Origin of the sequence: Campylobacter sp. LR264d, from assembly GCF_008633895.1 — a bacterium.
Lineage (GTDB): Bacteria > Campylobacterota > Campylobacteria > Campylobacterales > Campylobacteraceae > Campylobacter_D.
In genome coordinates this window covers 15,501-31,257 of the sequence record NZ_VJNT01000029.1, presented here as the reverse complement: position 1 = coordinate 31,257, position 15,757 = coordinate 15,501, and the positions used below count along the sequence as shown (strand labels likewise).

The window sequence follows — 15,757 nt, the reverse complement described above, 5'->3', positions numbered from 1 at the left end:
AAGGAAAATTTGCAAATGAGATTAACGTGCATTTTTGTGATAAAAAACTTTATTTTTTTGATAGCTTTTAAGGTTTTAGTGAAAAAGATTTGTGAAATTTCCTTAAACAAAACCATAAAAAAGGACATTTAAGCGATACTTTTATATTTAGTTATGTCAAAAATGCAAAATCTAAAAAATATTATCATTAAAAAGGGTTGGTTTCCACAAAGTGTGCAAGATGATAGAAATTTAGAAAAAGAAAAATTTTGCTTTGTAAATATAGATTGTGACCTATATGAACCTATCTTAGCAGGACTTGAGTACTTTTATCCTAAAATGATAAATTTAGACGTTATTTTAGTGCATGATTATTATAACGAAGCTTACGCAGGTGCTAAAAAAGCAGTGGATAATTTGTTAAAAAATATAATTTATTTACCATGCCAACAGGAGATGATATTAGCGTGGCTATACAAAAAAAATTAACTTTCAAGGCTGTTTAGGCCTTGAAAATTTGTTAACTAAAGCTAACATTTTCTCCTTTTAAAATTTGATTCATGGTATTCATAGCACACATTTTTCCACACATCGAACACGAATTTAAATCACTTGGCCTTTGTTCGTTAAACATTTGCTTAGCCATTTGTCCATCAATTGCTAAGCAAAACATTTTTTACCAGTTAATTTCTTGCCTTGCCTACTCATATCATCAATCTTTCTTTCCTTTGGCAATTTAGCTAAGCCCCCCCATGTGCACTATACCATCTCTTACATCATTTATATTTGACAATCTTAAATGTTCAGCCGGGGTTAAATAATGAAGCATATCAACCCCACTCCAAGAAACAACAGCACCCCCCCCAATTGCCCAACTTATGTGTTAGTACCCCGTTCCAATATCAGTAACCAAAGGTCCTAGCACATAAAAAGGAGCACCTTTGCAAATTCGTTTTTCTAGCTTAACATTTGCCTCAATTTCATCTATACACGTATGTCCAGGTCCTTCTATCATTACTTGTACTCCTATTTCCCAAGCCCTAGAAGTTAGCATTGAAGGTTCAATTAACTTACTCATTGCTTGAATCATGAGTACTTCCTAGATGCAAAGCATCACCTAAGGATAAACTAACATCAAATTTAGCACAAATTTCAAGCAAATCATAAAAATACTCATAAAAAGGATCTTCTTCTTCATGCATTTTCATCCACGCAAAAAGCACACTTTCACCCCTTAAAACTAATTTATGACCCTTGAGTTTATTCCTGCATAAATGGTCATAAAATCAACCCCATTTTTAGCATGATGATAAATAACATCTAAAAAATCCTTAGCGTGAATTTCTTTTAAATCTTTTTGCAAAAAACCGACAGCATCATAAATAGGAATGATTCCTATCATGGCATTTGATTTATTTAAAAGCTGGGTTCTAAATTCTTTAGTAGCTCCATAATTGCTTAAATCCATAATGACCTCAACGCCAAATTTATGAGCCAATTCTACCTTTTTCATCTCCTCTTCATAATCCATGCAATCATTTGAAATTCCCAAATTTACATTGATTTTTGTCCTTAAACCATAACCTATGCCATTTGGGTTTAAAATTGCGTGGTTAATATTTGCAAGAATGATAATTTTGCCAAGCAAGATATTTTCTAGTAAAAAATCTTCACTAACTTCTTCTTTACTAGAAACAATGTTCGTTTGTGGAGTTAAGATACCTTTTTTTGTATATTGCATTTAAGTCATATTCTATCCTTTTTAAAAAATGGATAGAATATGTAAGTAAGCAGATAAATCTTCCCACGCTAGCATTATCTAATTCTGGTTCAATCTAAGTTTAAAGCTTACTCTCAGCCTATAACACAAGCTCCCGTCATTTATAGCAAAAATATAATAAAAATTTATAAATAAAACTAAAAATCTTCTTCTTGTTTTCTAAAAAATCTAATAGCCTCTTTACATTTTTTGCACTTAAATTTAGTACCCTTTAATTGAATTTTTTGATGGATTCCAAAAGGTACGTCATGAATTAACCCAACGCACTCACAAACATAAAGATAAACAGCGTTTTCATCATCTTTTTGATCCCTAGTTTCTTCAAAGCTTATATCTTCATTTTCTTCTGTAGATAAGGATTCTCTTCTCCATTGTTCTATCTTCATATCTTCGTATAAGATATGTTCTAAAAGCCATTTTTTAGCCACTACATAAAGCTTTTCTTTTAAATCATTTGTGCTTTTAATGGTTTTTATAAGATTTATCATAGATTGTATTATTTCTTTATGTATAATTCTGTGTTGTTCTAATTCTGGATAGCTAATAAGTTGCATATATTTTTCTTCATCGTGAAAGTGGTCTTTCATGTAATTAAAAAATTCACTCAAAACGACCTTAATATCTTCTTTATAAATAGGCTTATCAAACATATATTCGACCTTGCCTGCTAGGTCAAAAAGTTTTTTATGTTGCTCGTCAATCTTAGCATTATGAACGCTATAACTATCATCCCATTTTGGAAACATCAGAAGTCCTTTTTTCTGTTACAATCTCTGTTTTAACATAGAATAAATCTTTTTGACACTTCTTGCATTTTAGTGTTTTTTTATGGCAAGAAATATCAAGGTGGTCTTGATAAACAAGAATATGTTGAGCTTTACAAGGACAAGAATAGATAAATCTTGGTTGTTTAAGCACAACTTCCTTTGGCATAGGTGGGACAACTACTTCTTGACCACCTGAATTTAAGTATTCTTCTTGTAATTTTGCAAAATCTTCCTCTTCTTTTAAAAAATTTTGTTCATTTAGCCACGAGCCTATCATCATATCATGGTGAAGTATGTGGTCTAACAACCAATCAGAAATCACAGTATAAAGCTTTTCTTTTAGATCATTTGTGGTTTTTACATTTTGTATAAGATTAGACATATCGCTAACTATATCTTTATGCATAATCTTATGCTCATTCAAATAAGGATAACCTATATCTTGCATATATTCTTCTTCATTATGAAAATGCACTTTCATGTAAGAAAAAAGCTCACTTAAAATTTCTTTAAGCTCAGACCTTTCAACATACTTATAAACAGCACTTTCAACCTTAGAAGCTATCTCAAAAAGCTTCTTGTGTTCAGCATCTATCTTTGAGTCATTAATACTATATTTGTCTTCCCAAGGTGGAACTAGCTTTTCCAAAGTCAATCCTTGAATTTACGAATTTATTTAAGACTTATTATTGCGATTTTTCTCTTAATAAAAAATAAAATAAGACATTTTTAAATAGGAGAAAAATAAAAGCTTCTTTAACTAATAATTAATTTTTGGTAGTTTCCTACCAAAAATTAATATAAAATGATATGTACCTTTTGAGGTCCGTGAACACCAAAAACGGTGATTAATTCTATATCTGCTGTACGAGATGGACCTGCTATAAAAAGAATATTTGTAGGTAAAATTTCATGTTCTTTTTTTACCAAATTTAGAGCCTGACTTATACTTTTAACGACATTTTCCTTTTTTAAAAGCATAATGCAAAGTTTTGGAGCAAGTGAAAGCATTCTTGGTTGTTCTTTTGAAGAAAGCACCAAGGCTACTCCATGAGAACTAACACCAACCCTAGCATTTATAATAGAAAAATCACTATGAAAAACCTCGGTCCTTAAATTTTCTATCTCCTTATCAAAGCAAATCTTTTCACTTGCCTTAATCTTATCTAAATTTAAGCCCAAATTTGCAGGATAAATTAATTTTTCATAACCATAACTAGCGCTTATTTCGTTAATCTTTTCTTCCAAATTTTCAAAGCTTGAAACTTCCACGACATACTTATTATCGCTCATTTTTTGCTTCATTTCCTCACATGCGTCATCTTTTGTAATGATATGTTCTACAGGGTCTATACTAGCACTACTTTCAAATTCAGGTATCTTATAGGCATTGTTAAATTTGGCAAGAATTTTTTCCTTACTTGATTTTGAAATTTCATCAATCCTACTCATAGCTAACTCCTTGAATTTTTTGTACTTCTTTATAAAGGTCAAGTTTTATTTGAGGTAAATCCTTAAATTCACTCCATTTTTTAACAATAGGCAAAGACCCCTTAAAGCTTTGTACAAACCAGTTAAAATAATGTGCCTTAGATAAATAAAAACGCCAACTATCACCGTTTGTAGCCATTTTTTCAAATTTCTTAAACACACTTGCTTCTAGGTTATTTTTATGCACTAAATTTGTACCCATTGGTGGATTTTCGCCCTGCCCTATTTTATTTGCCCTTAATTTTCTAATCAAATCAGCAAGTGGAATTTTAACAGGACAAACCTCTGAACACCTTCCACAAAGAGAACAAAAGCTTAAAATATCACCTGTGTTATCCATGCCAAATAAATTTGGGCTAATTACTTCGCCAATTGGTCCTGGATAAATAGTTTGATAAGCATGTCCTCCTATTTGGTCATACACAGGACAAAAATTCATACATGCCCCACAACGAATGCAACGCAAGGCCTCGTAATAATCCTTATGAGAAAGCATATCGCTTCTATGGTGGTCAAATAAAATAACATGCACTTCTTTTGGACCATCTAAATCGCCATTTTTTCTAGGTCCACTTATTATGTTATTGTAAGTTGGGATAAATTGCCCTGTTGCAGAAGGAGTAAGCAAACAAACCATAGTAGCAGCATCTTCAAAGCTTTGCATTACCTTTTCTACCCCACAAAGTGCTACATGTATGTCAGGGGCTGTTGTACACATTCTACCATTACCCTCATTTTCTATAAGCCAAAATGCTCCCTCCTTAGAAATGGCGAAATTTACGCCACTAAGCCCCATTTTAAGACCTTCAAATTCATCTCTTAAATGCTTTCTAGCAATGGCGTTTAATTTTTCTATATCACTTTCAAGTGGGGCGTTTAATTTTTCTTTAAAAATTTCGCCCACCTCGTAGCGATTTCTATGGATTGCAGGAACTACGATATGAACAGGGGTTTCGCCATTTAATTGCAAAATAAGCTCACCTAAATCTGTTTCAATGGCACTAATGCCCTTTTTTTCAAGGAAGTGATTAAGACCTATCTCCTCACTTGCCATTGATTTTCCTTTAAGAATTTTATTTATGTTTTTTTCTATCATTAACTCATAAATAATCTCACAGGCTTCTTCATCGCTACTTGCCCAATGGACCTTAATACCATTTTTGCTAGCATTTTCTTCAAATTCTAATAGTCTATCTTTAAGGCTCATTAAAGCATTATTTTTAGCTGTTTTTGCCTTATTTCTTAGCCCTTGCCAATCATTAAATTTATCTTTTATTATATTTAAACGATTTCTTTGCAAGGTATGCATAGCCTTCATCAAATTTTCACGCATTTGATTATCGTTTAATTTTACGCCAACAATTTGTTCGTGTGGAAGCTTTTTGCTCATAATCTTTCTCCTTGTATGCGTTTAAGTAAAAAATCATACAAATGAACGCCCTTTATATCAAGCCCCATTCTTTTCATAGTACCACCTATATTCATCAAACAACCACCATCACCACTAATTAAATATTTAACACCTGTTTTTTTAATATCTTCAATCTTAGTTTTAACCATGGCATTTGAAATGGCTGGTTCTTTCACAGAAAAGGTACCTCCAAAGCCGCAACATTCTTTTTCGTATTCTAACTCGACTAATTCTACATTTTTAAGCTTATTAATCAAATTTTTACTTGATTCAATGCTTTTTTGAACCCTTAAAGCATGGCAATTTGAATGCCAAGTTACCTTAATGGGTTCTCCTTTATCTTCATAATTTACATTTAAAACCTTATCTAAATATTGAGAAAGCTCAATTACCCTAGAACTAAAATTTTTAACCATTGCAAAATCAGGGCTATCCTTTAAAAGCTCTAAATAATCATGGCTCATCATACCAGCACAAGAACCACTCACAACGACTATTGGATAGTCTTCTTCAAATAAATTTACATTGTAAAGTGCGATATTTTTGCTTTCTTCAAAATAACCAGAATTAAAAGAAGGTTGCCCACAACAGGTTTGCTTTTTTTTAAAGATTACTTCTATATTTTCTCTACGCAAAAGTTTAATAGCATTTAAAACACTTTCTTGAAGTGCTGCAGTACCAAGACAGGTAGCATATAAGTATACTTTTTTCATTTTTTATCCTTAGTAAGATAAGCTCTAAAAAAAATTAGAGCTTATAATCATTTCGTTAAAGGTATAGTTTCAGGAATTATACCACCCATAAAGAATGCTATAATGCAAGTCCAAATTCCTATTAAAAGAATGAAGGCAACTGAATATTTAAGTGTAAATCTAAATAAATCAGATTCCCTACCTACAAGTCCAACCGCAGCACAAGCAATGGCTATACTTTGAGGGCTAATCATCTTACCTACCACGCCACCTACTGAATTTGCTGCTAAGAATAAGGCTTCGCCTACTCCAAGTTCTTTTGCTGTTACTTGTTGAAGTGGTCCAAAAAGTAAATTCGCACTAGTATCAGAACCAGTTAAAAATACACCTATCCAGCCTATAATAGGGCTAAAAAATGAAAAAGCATCGCCTGTTTTTGCAAAGGCTTGTCCTAGTGTAGCACTCATACCGCTATTTTTAGAAACAAAGGCAAAGGATACAACAAGTCCTATAGTTATACAAGGAATAGCCATTTCTTTTAATGTATCCCAAAAACAATCTGCTGCTTCATTTGCTTTAATCTTTAAGAACCAAATAGTTAAAAAGGCTGCAAGCAAGATAGCTGTTCCTGCTTGAAGTCCAACAAAGCTAATGCCTTGTGAAAGACCTATTGCTTTACCATCTGGGTCAATGATACTTGCATTTATATTAGTAGCTGCTATGGTAATTTGAGTGTAATCTAAAATTCCACCCTTTGCAAAAAGTGCTTTAAACCAAGGTTGAGTCCAAATAACTATACAAATAATAAGTAAGATAAAAGGTAACCACGCCTTAAACACTTTGCCAAAGCCAAGTTGAGTATCGTTAGAAAATTCTTTTAAATCATCAAGTCTAAAAATATTGCTTGGTTTCCAATATTTTAAAAATATAGTAGTACAAGCCAAAGATACAATAGCAGAAGCAATATCTGGTAATTCTGCACCTAAGAAATTTGAACTAAGAAATTGAGTACCTGTAAAGGTAACTGCTGCTACTAAAATAGCTGGAAAGGTTTCTTTAACTCCCTTTATGCCATCCATTAAAAATACAATGAAAAAAGGCACGGTTAAGCTTAAAGGTACAAGCATTCTACCAACCATTGCTGCAACTTCTTTTTGTTCAACTTGAACTAAATTTGCCATAGCTATAATTGGAATTCCCACTGCTCCAAATGCTACGGGTGCTGTATTTGCTATCAAACAAAGTCCTGCTGCATAAAGTGGCTTTAAGCCAAGTCCTACAAGCAAGGCTGCTGTGATTGCCACTGGACCACCAAAGCCAATTGCCCCTTCTAAGAAAGAACCAAAACAAAAGCCAATTAAAATTACTTGAATTCTATGGTCTGGTGTAATAGACATAACGCTTTGTTTAATAATCTCAAAAGAACCTGATTTTATAGAAAGCTTATATAAGAAAATAGCTGCGATAATAATCCAAGCTATAGGCCACATACCCTGTGCAAAGCCTTGCACGAATGACGCACCTATTAAAGAAAAAGGCATATCATAAGCAAATAATGCCAAAATAGATGCAAAAACTACGGTTATAAAACCTGCTAAATAGCCTTTTAGTTTGAATACTAATAAACAAAGCAAAAAGCATAAAATAGGCAAAAATGCTATAACGGCACTGAGCCAAATATTTGAAAATGGGTCATAAACTTGTTGCCATACCATTCAAATCTCCTTTTTTTTGAAAAATAATTTTAAGTTCGTTTTGATTATATACAAAAAAATAAAACTAAGTCAATAAAACAAAGCTTGTTAAAAGCTAAGATTTTAACCTTTTAGGCTAATTTATTATAGCTATACTTGAAAAAATGCTTGAACTAGCTATGTTACTAAACGAAACAAATAACACATAAAAGACCTTAATTATCTTTAATGAAAATTAATCTAAATTCTTTTTTATGGAGAATATTAAAGAATATTCATAATTTTAAAAATATATATAAAATTAAAAAAATAAAATAATCACAAAAATATTTTCTAATATAAGCTGTAAATTTTATATAAAAAATATAAGCATAAAAAACACTAAGAAAATTTATTAAAATATTTTTATAAATTTAGAATTTATCTTAAAAATTTAAGATAAATTCAATAAATTAATCCCATTGGGCTCCTAAGTAATTTCCATTTTTATCAAAAAATACTTCTAAATTATTACTAAGTTCGACCTCCCAACCATAGCCCTTATAATCTATATCAGTTATAAAGGTGTTAGGATAATTACTTTGTATATAATTTATCACATTTTGTGGTAAAATACCTGAGTAATTTTGCACAGGATATTGTGGTAGATAAGGATTTTGTTGAGAATTTTGATAATAATTTTGCTGTTGATATTGCTCTGGCTGGGTATATTGAGTTTGATTATCTTGCTGTTGATATACCCCTTGATTTTGTTGATAATATCCTTGCTGGGTGTAGCCTTGTTGATAAGTAGAAGGTGGGGTGCTAATTGGCAAGGGATTAGAACAAGCACAAAATAACAAGCCTGAACTTATAAGTAAAATCTTTGTTTTCATATATCACTCCTTAAAAAAGACAAAATGCCTAAAATCAATCCCATTTAGCACCTAAAAAATTCCCATTCCTATCAAAATACACATCTAAATTATTGCTAAGTTCAACTTCCCAACCATAGCCTTCAAAATCTATATCCTTTATAAAGGTGTTAGGATAATTTCTTTGTATATAATTCATAGCCTTTTGAGGTAAAAAGCCTGTGTAATTTTGCTGTGGATATTGCGGATAGACTGGATTTTGTGGGTAAGCTTGGGTGGCTGGTGCTTGAGGTGTAACTTGTACTGGATTTGCTAAATCTTGACTTTGAGTAACCTCGACTGGATTTGCATAAGCACAAAAAACTAAACTTGAAACTAAAACTAAATGTTTAACTTTCATCTTTAACTCCTTAAAAAAATATAATGCAAGTGTAAAAAAAATTTGTGAAGTTAAAGTGAATTTATAAGCTAAATTTGAAAATAAAAAATAATTTTTAGATTAAAAAAATAAAAAGGGCAAAAAAGCCCTTTTGTGTAATTTAAGATAAGAAAAATAAGTCGCTAAATTCATTAAAATTTGTTTCTTCTAATACCTTTTGATTTTCACAAATAGCAATGATTTTTTCACATTGTTTAGGACTTAATCTAGTAGCTAAATTTTCTTTAAATTTATTGATTAAAACAGGAATGCCCTCTTCTCTTCTTCTTTTATGACCTATAGGGTATTCAACCTCTACTTTTTCAGTTTTTGAACCATCCTTAAAGAATACTTGCACTGCATTTGCTATACTTCTTTTATCGCTTTGTAAGTATTCTTTTGTGTATCTATCATCCACTTCAACAGACATTTTATCGCGTAAATTATCAATCCTTGCGTCATTTGCTACCTTATCTTCATAATCATCAGCTACCAAGCGTCCAAAAATCAAAGGCACAGCAACCATATATTGAATACAATGATCTCTATCAGCTGGGTTTGCAAGTTTACCCGTTTTATTAATGATTCTATGCCCTGATTCTTGAGTTGTAATGATTATTTTTTCAATATCATCTAAGCGGTCCTTAACCTCATTGTGTAGTTTAATGGCAGCTTCAACTGCAGTTTGTGCATGAAATTCAGCAGGGAAAGAAATTTTAAATAAAACATTTTCCATAACATAAGAACCAAATTCTTGTGAAATTACAAGTTTTTGTCCTTTCATTTTTACATCCTCAAAGCCCCAGAATTTAGCACTTAAAGCAGAAGGATAACCCATTTCTCCTTTTAATGATTTTAGGGCTAAATCAACGCCACGACTACTAGCATCACCTGCTGCCCAACTTTTTCTACTTCCTGTATTTGGTGCGTGACGATAGGTCCTAAGTGCCCCACCATCAATAAAGGCTTGAGAAACAGCATTTCTAATCTCATCAAAATTACAACCTAAAATTTTAGCAGCTACAGCAGTACTTGCAATTCTTACCAATAAAACATGGTCAAGCCCAACTTTATTAAAACAATTTTCAAGGGCTAAAATTCCTTGAATTTCGTGTGCCTTTATCATAGCTTTTAAAACACAACCTACCTTTAATGGCTCTTTTCCTTCGCTAATATTTTTACGACTTACATAATCAGCCACTGCCCAAATAGCACCTAAATTATCACTAGGATGCCCCCATTCAGCAGCAAGCCAGGTATCATTAAAATCAAGCCATCTTACCATAGCACCTACATTAAAGGCACCTCTAATTGGTTCAAGTTGATAAGATGTACCTGGAATTTTAGTCCCCAATGGGCGAAATTCAGCTCCTTCTACGCTTGGTCCTAAAAGTTTAGAACAAGCAGGATATTTAAGGGCTAAAAGCCCACAACCTAAGGTATCCATTAAACAATATCTTGCAGTTTGCATTGCTAAATCACTTTTTATCTCAAAAGAATCAGCATACCTTGCAATCTTAGTTAAAAGCTCGTCAAATTCAGGACGTTTAGCTTCTAAAATTCCCATATCACTCATTTTTTCTCCTTTATCTTTTATCAATAGCCACAAAACTACGAGGTTTTGGTCCTATATACTCACTACTTGGTCTAATTAATTTATTATTTGCCCTTTGTTCTTTAATATGTGCACACCAGCCACTTACCCTACTCATTATAAAAATAGGCGTAAAATAAGGGGTAGGAATTCCCATAAAATGATAAGCTGAGGCACTATAAAAATCTGCATTTGGTGGCAAAGATGGCCTTTTTTCTTTCATTAAATACTCAATAGCCTCGCTTATTTTAAATAACATAGTATCGCCACCAAGCCTTTTACTCCAAACTTTTATCAAGGCATTTCTAGGGTCGCCCCCTAAGCCATAAACCCTATGTCCAAAGCCCATTAAAAGTTCTTTGTTTTCTAATTTTTGATTAACGCCACTAATGGCTTCTTCTTCATTCTTAAAAGAACTAATAAGTCCCATAGCTGCCTCATTTGCTCCACCATGCAAAGGCCCTCTTAAAGCCCCAATGGCAGCAGCTACTGCACTAAAAATATCACTTTTCGTTGACGCACAAACTCTGGCTGTAAAGGTTGAGGCATTAAATTCATGTTCAGCATAAAGTATTAAAGAACAATGCATAGCCTTAACAAAATCAGCCTTTGGTTCTTTTAATTCAAGTCTTTCTAAAAAATAACCTGCAATGCTATCTTGTTGGGAATTAAAATCTATTTCTTTGCCCGAATTTACATAGTGGTGCCAATAACAAAGCACAGATGGCAAAACGCCAAGCAATCTAATAATCTTATCATCTTGGTCGCTAAAATCATCCTTTTCACTTTCTAAAGCACCCAAAGCAGAAACTGCTGTTTGCATTAAATTCATAGGGTGAGTATCCTTTGGAATCGCCCTTAAAATAGCCTTTAAATTTTCACTTAAAGCCCTATGTTTAATGATTTTTTCCTTATATGCCTTTAATTCATCTTTTTTTGGTAACTCGCCATATTGTAATAAAAAAGCAATTTCTTCAAATTCAGCATTTTGTGCTAAATCTTCTATATTGTAACCATAATAATTTAAGCCATTTCCAAGACCACAAGTACAAATCGCACTTTCGCCAGCGATAATCCCGGCTAGTCCCCCTGTTTTTTTCTTCGCCTCACTTACGCTCATTTTTACCCCCTTTAAAAAGTTCGTCAAGTTTATTTTCAAATGCGTAATAATCAAGCATTTCATAAAGTTCTTCTCTAGTTTGCATAATGTTTAAAACATCCTTTTGGTGCCCTTTTTCAAGTATGCTTTTATAAACATCAACTGCAGCCTTATTCATAGCACGATTTGCTGAAAGTGGGTAAAGTACCATTTTAATACCAACGCTTGCAAGTTCTTTTTGACTAAAATAAGGAGTTTTGCCAAATTCAGTAATATTGGCCAGTACAGGAACCTTTATAAGTTTGGTAAATTCAGCATATTCTTCAAGTGTATGTATGGCTTCTGCAAATAGCATTTGTGCCCCTGCTTCAACATATGCTAACGCCCTTTCAATAGCCCTTTGTTGCCCTTCAATCGCATGTGCATCAGTCCTTGCCATAATCACAAAATCATCATCTATCTTTGCATCAACGGCAGCCTTTATCCTATCGCACATCTCATTAATGCTTACCAGTTCTTTATTTGGTCTATGTCCACAACGTTTTTGTGCTACTTGGTCTTCAATATGAGTTGCTGCAGCACCGGCCCTAATTAATTCTTTTATAGTCCTTGCTATATTAAAAGCCCCACCAAAGCCTGTATCACAATCAACCAATAAGGGTGCATCAACCCTACCACAAATTCTACGAACATCAATACACACCTCTTCTAAAGCTATAATGCCTAAATCAGGCAAACCATAACTTGCACTAGCTACGCCACTTCCTGAAAGATAAAGGGCCCTGTGTCCTACCTTTACAGCTTGTAGGGCAGAATACGCATTAACTGCCCCTACTATTGCAAGTGGTGAATTTTCTTCTACAAGTTCTTTAAATTTCTTTCCTGCACTTTTTACACAACTCATTATTCTTCTCCTGTTTTTGGGTATCCTAAAGCATTAATAGCTTCTTTGCAAATGTCTAAAACGCTTTTATCTTCAATGGTAGCTGGGATATTAACATTTACCCCATCAGCTATTTCTTTTAAGGTTTTTCTTAAAATTTTACCACTCTTTGTTTTTGGCAAGGCACTAACAACAGTTGCTACCTTAAACGAGGCAACTGCTCCAATTTCTTGTCTTACAAGGGCAACTGTTCCATCTACTATACCTCTATGGTCTCTTTCAATGCCATCTTTTAAAACGATAAAGCCCATAGGAATTTCTCCTTTTAAGGCATCATTTACGCCTATAACTGCACATTCAGCAACGTCAGGGTGTTTAGCGATAATTTCTTCCATTTCTCCTGTTGAAAGCCTATGTCCTGCTACATTTATAATTCCATCAATTCTACCTAAAACAAAGACATAGCCATCCTTATCTATATAGCCCATATCTCCTGTTACATAATAACCTGGGAATTTATCTAAGTATCCGCGACGATATCTTTCATCATTTTCCCAAATTCCCATTAAAGATGCAGGTGGCAAAGGTAGTTTTAAACATAATGCCCCTTTTTTTCCAGCTCCAAGTTCCTTGCCTGTTTCTTCATCTAAAACCTTTAAATTAAAGCCAGGCATAGGTTTTGTAGGGCTTCCTGGTTTAACGACTTGTTCTTCAAGTCCTAAAGGATTAGCAGCTATTGCCCAACCTGTTTCTGTTTGCCACCAGTTATCAATTACAGGCTTTTTAGTAATTTTCATAATCCACTTTAATGTATCGCTATCGCATCTTTCACCTGCTACAAAGATAGCCCTTAAACTTTCAAGGGTAAATTGCTTTAACCAACTAGCCTTTGGGTCTTCTTTTCTAATAGCACGAAAGGCAGTAGGAGCTGAAAAAAGCACATTTACCTTATATTCATCAATAATTCTCCAAAACGCTGAAGGATTAGGAGTTCTAACAGGTTTTCCCTCATAAACTATAGTAGTACAACCATTCATTAAAGGAGCATACACTATATAAGAATGTCCAACAACCCAACCTACATCAGAAGCAGTAAAGAAAACATCACCCGGTTTTGCATTGTAAATATTATCCATTGACCATTTCATAGCAACAGAATGTCCACCATTTGAACGAATAACGCCCTTTGGAGACCCTGTAGTACCAGAAGTATAAAGTATATATAATGGATCAGTTGCTAAAACAGGCACAGGGTCAACTGGCCTTGTTTTTTCTTCTTCTTCTTCCCAGTCAACATCACGCCAAGGAAGCATACTAGCCTTAAATTGGGGTCTTTGCCAAACTATACAAGTGGTAGGCTTATGAGTAGATTTTTTAATGGCTTCATCTAAAATAGGCTTATATTCTATAATATTACTTACTTCAATACCACAACTTGCGGTCATTACAACTCTAGGCTTAGCATCTTCAATCCTAGCGGCAAGTTCATGCGAGGCAAAACCACCAAAAACCACGCTATGAATAGCACCTATCCTAGCGCAAGCAAGCATTGCAATAACTGCTTCTGGAATCATAGGCATATAAATAATAACCCTATCACCTTTGATAACGCCTTTATTTGATAAAATTCCAGCAACCTTTGCCACTCTATCTCTTAATTTTTTATAAGTGTATTTTTTCTTAGTATCAGTAACTGGAGAATCATAAATCAAGGCTAATTGGTCGCCTCTGCCATTGTGAACATGTAGATCAAGAGCGTTATAACAAGTATTCATACACCCTCCAACAAACCATCTGTAATGCTCATCGGTAGAATCAAGTACCTTATCCCATTCATTGTACCAATGAACCTTTTGAGCTGCTTTTGCCCAAAAACTCTCAGGATTATCCAGCGATTCTTTGTAAACTTCTGCGTAAGTCATTTTTTGTCCTTTCTTGTTAAAGATAAGCAAATTATAAATACTTTTTAAAAAAAATAAAATGTAAAATTTAGTTGCAAAATGTATCAGTTTAAAACTTTATGCTAAATTTTGTATAATTTTTATACAAAATTTGCAAATTTGTAGTAAAATTGTGCTGTAATTTTTTGTAAAAATATCTTTATATAAATTATAAAGTGTTACTAAAAGTAATAAATAAAATTTTAGGTTAAGGAAAAATGTTAAATTCCAAGGAAAAAATGTTAGAAATTTTTAACAAATCAGGTTTAAGTTTGAGTAAATTTGCAAATTTGCTTGGAAAGGATAGACGCACAATCGCAGCTTGGTTTAAAAAAGATTATCAAAAAGATATTGATAGCAATACAAGGGCTAAAATTTGTGAGTTATTTCGCTACCCAAATGATATTTGGGATGCCGAAGATTTAGACTTTCATTCGCATTTGCATAAATTAAAAAATGATGAGATTAAAATCATAGATAAGGGCTATATGGGTGGTCTTAAATATATATTTGAAAATGAAAATGAGGGTTCTTTAATACTTCATCCATCTTTTCCAAATCCTGCGTACAGGGATTTTATAATGCCTTTTGTATATCAAAATATAGATAATGAAGAAGCTAGTTTATATAGAAAAAAACGTGGTGAAAAAATGAGGGCTTATTCTTTTGTAGCCAGTGAGTGGTACTCTATAAAATCCTTGCTTGAATTTTGTTTTTCACCTATAGGAAATTTTTACACAAAGGAACAAAAAATTGCTATTTTGGAGCTTATGATTGTTACTTTTAAGGACAATTTTAATAAGACCTTATACTTTTTTGATTCTTATGACCATAAAATTTATGGACTTGAAATGTTTTATTTATCCATAAATATTAAGGAAAATTCTATGTTTTTTAAGGTGCCTCTTGAAATGTTTATTGTAGAAATTCGTAACACTACCCTAATTAAAAAAATTCATCACTATTATACTCACGCACAAAAATGTCCAACTCATATTAATCCAAAAAATGCTTGTTTTATAATGGAACTTTTATTATATTGTTTAAAAAAAGACTTAAATTTATATGAAACTTGTGATTTAATAGACAAAGAAAGCGTATATGGCGACCTTTTTAAAAAGGCTTTAAGCGTTCATAAATTTTGAAAATAATTTT

Annotated in this window: 14 protein-coding genes, 1 pseudogene and 1 riboswitch; of the genes and pseudogenes, 2 read left to right on the top strand and 13 right to left on the bottom strand. The window is 32.7% G+C overall.

Annotation, left to right across the window (positions count from 1 at the left end; translation table 11 throughout):
- The first annotated feature begins 162 nt into the window (after positions 1–162).
- Complete coding sequence (locus tag FMM56_RS06370; RefSeq protein ID WP_190319031.1) at positions 163–468, top strand: TylF/MycF/NovP-related O-methyltransferase; 306 nt, start codon at positions 163–165, stop codon at positions 466–468.
- A gap of 31 nt (positions 469–499) precedes the next feature.
- Here the strand turns inward: FMM56_RS06370 and thiC are convergent.
- The 13 genes and pseudogenes from thiC to FMM56_RS06305 all read right to left on the bottom strand — a co-directional run bounded on the left by thiC (position 500) and on the right by FMM56_RS06305 (position 14,584).
- Positions 500–1,720, bottom strand: a pseudogene (thiC, locus tag FMM56_RS06365) (phosphomethylpyrimidine synthase ThiC).
- Positions 1,721–1,763: 43 nt separating this feature from the next.
- Positions 1,764–1,867, bottom strand: a riboswitch (TPP riboswitch).
- A gap of 29 nt (positions 1,868–1,896) precedes the next feature.
- On the bottom strand, positions 1,897–2,505 hold the full coding sequence (locus tag FMM56_RS06360) for a bacteriohemerythrin (RefSeq protein WP_150141313.1): 609 nt from the start codon (positions 2,503–2,505) through the stop codon (positions 1,897–1,899).
- The gene (locus FMM56_RS06355; protein ID WP_150141315.1) at positions 2,486–3,175 is read right to left on the bottom strand and encodes a bacteriohemerythrin; all 690 of its coding nucleotides are present in this window, start codon (positions 3,173–3,175) and stop codon (positions 2,486–2,488) included. The genes FMM56_RS06360 and FMM56_RS06355 overlap by 20 nt, the downstream gene beginning before the upstream one ends.
- 146 nt (positions 3,176–3,321) lie before the next feature.
- Complete coding sequence (locus FMM56_RS06350) at positions 3,322–3,978, bottom strand: lactate utilization protein C (protein WP_150141317.1); 657 nt, start codon at positions 3,976–3,978, stop codon at positions 3,322–3,324.
- Positions 3,971–5,407, bottom strand: coding sequence for a LutB/LldF family L-lactate oxidation iron-sulfur protein (locus FMM56_RS06345; protein ID WP_150208100.1), 1,437 nt, complete (start codon positions 5,405–5,407; stop codon positions 3,971–3,973). Before FMM56_RS06345 ends, FMM56_RS06350 begins: the two co-directional genes overlap by 8 nt.
- Positions 5,404–6,141, bottom strand: a complete 738-nt coding sequence (locus FMM56_RS06340) for a (Fe-S)-binding protein (RefSeq protein ID WP_150208098.1) — start codon at positions 6,139–6,141, stop codon at positions 5,404–5,406. Before FMM56_RS06340 ends, FMM56_RS06345 begins: the two co-directional genes overlap by 4 nt.
- A 47-nt stretch (positions 6,142–6,188) precedes the next feature.
- A complete protein-coding gene (locus tag FMM56_RS06335) occupies positions 6,189–7,835 on the bottom strand; it encodes a lactate permease LctP family transporter (RefSeq protein WP_150141322.1) in 1,647 nt (548 codons plus the stop codon).
- Positions 7,836–8,266: 431 nt separating this feature from the next.
- Positions 8,267–8,689 (bottom strand): PepSY-like domain-containing protein, encoded by a 423-nt coding sequence (locus tag FMM56_RS06330; protein ID WP_150141324.1) that lies wholly within the window; start codon positions 8,687–8,689, stop codon positions 8,267–8,269.
- A 34-nt stretch (positions 8,690–8,723) separates the two neighbouring features.
- Entirely contained in the window at positions 8,724–9,068 is a 345-nt protein-coding gene (locus tag FMM56_RS06325) for a PepSY-like domain-containing protein (protein WP_150141327.1), read from the bottom strand.
- A 139-nt stretch (positions 9,069–9,207) separates the two neighbouring features.
- Positions 9,208–10,662 (bottom strand): 2-methylcitrate dehydratase, encoded by a 1,455-nt coding sequence (gene prpD / locus FMM56_RS06320; RefSeq protein ID WP_150141329.1) that lies wholly within the window; start codon positions 10,660–10,662, stop codon positions 9,208–9,210.
- 10 nt (positions 10,663–10,672) lie between these two features.
- Positions 10,673–11,800: a citrate/2-methylcitrate synthase gene (locus FMM56_RS06315; RefSeq protein ID WP_150141331.1), complete on the bottom strand. Its 1,128-nt coding sequence runs from the start codon at positions 11,798–11,800 to the stop codon at positions 10,673–10,675.
- Positions 11,787–12,683 carry a methylisocitrate lyase gene (prpB, locus tag FMM56_RS06310; protein ID WP_150141333.1) on the bottom strand — a complete coding sequence of 299 codons (897 nt, stop codon included), beginning with the start codon at positions 12,681–12,683 and terminating at the stop codon, positions 11,787–11,789. The genes FMM56_RS06315 and prpB overlap by 14 nt, the downstream gene beginning before the upstream one ends.
- On the bottom strand, positions 12,683–14,584 hold the full coding sequence (locus FMM56_RS06305; protein WP_150141335.1) for a propionyl-CoA synthetase: 1,902 nt from the start codon (positions 14,582–14,584) through the stop codon (positions 12,683–12,685). Before FMM56_RS06305 ends, prpB begins: the two co-directional genes overlap by 1 nt.
- Positions 14,585–14,820: 236 nt before the next feature.
- Between FMM56_RS06305 and FMM56_RS06300 the strand changes: the two genes are divergently transcribed.
- Complete coding sequence (locus FMM56_RS06300) at positions 14,821–15,747, top strand: hypothetical protein (protein ID WP_150141337.1); 927 nt, start codon at positions 14,821–14,823, stop codon at positions 15,745–15,747.
- The last annotated feature ends 10 nt before the right edge of the window (positions 15,748–15,757 follow it).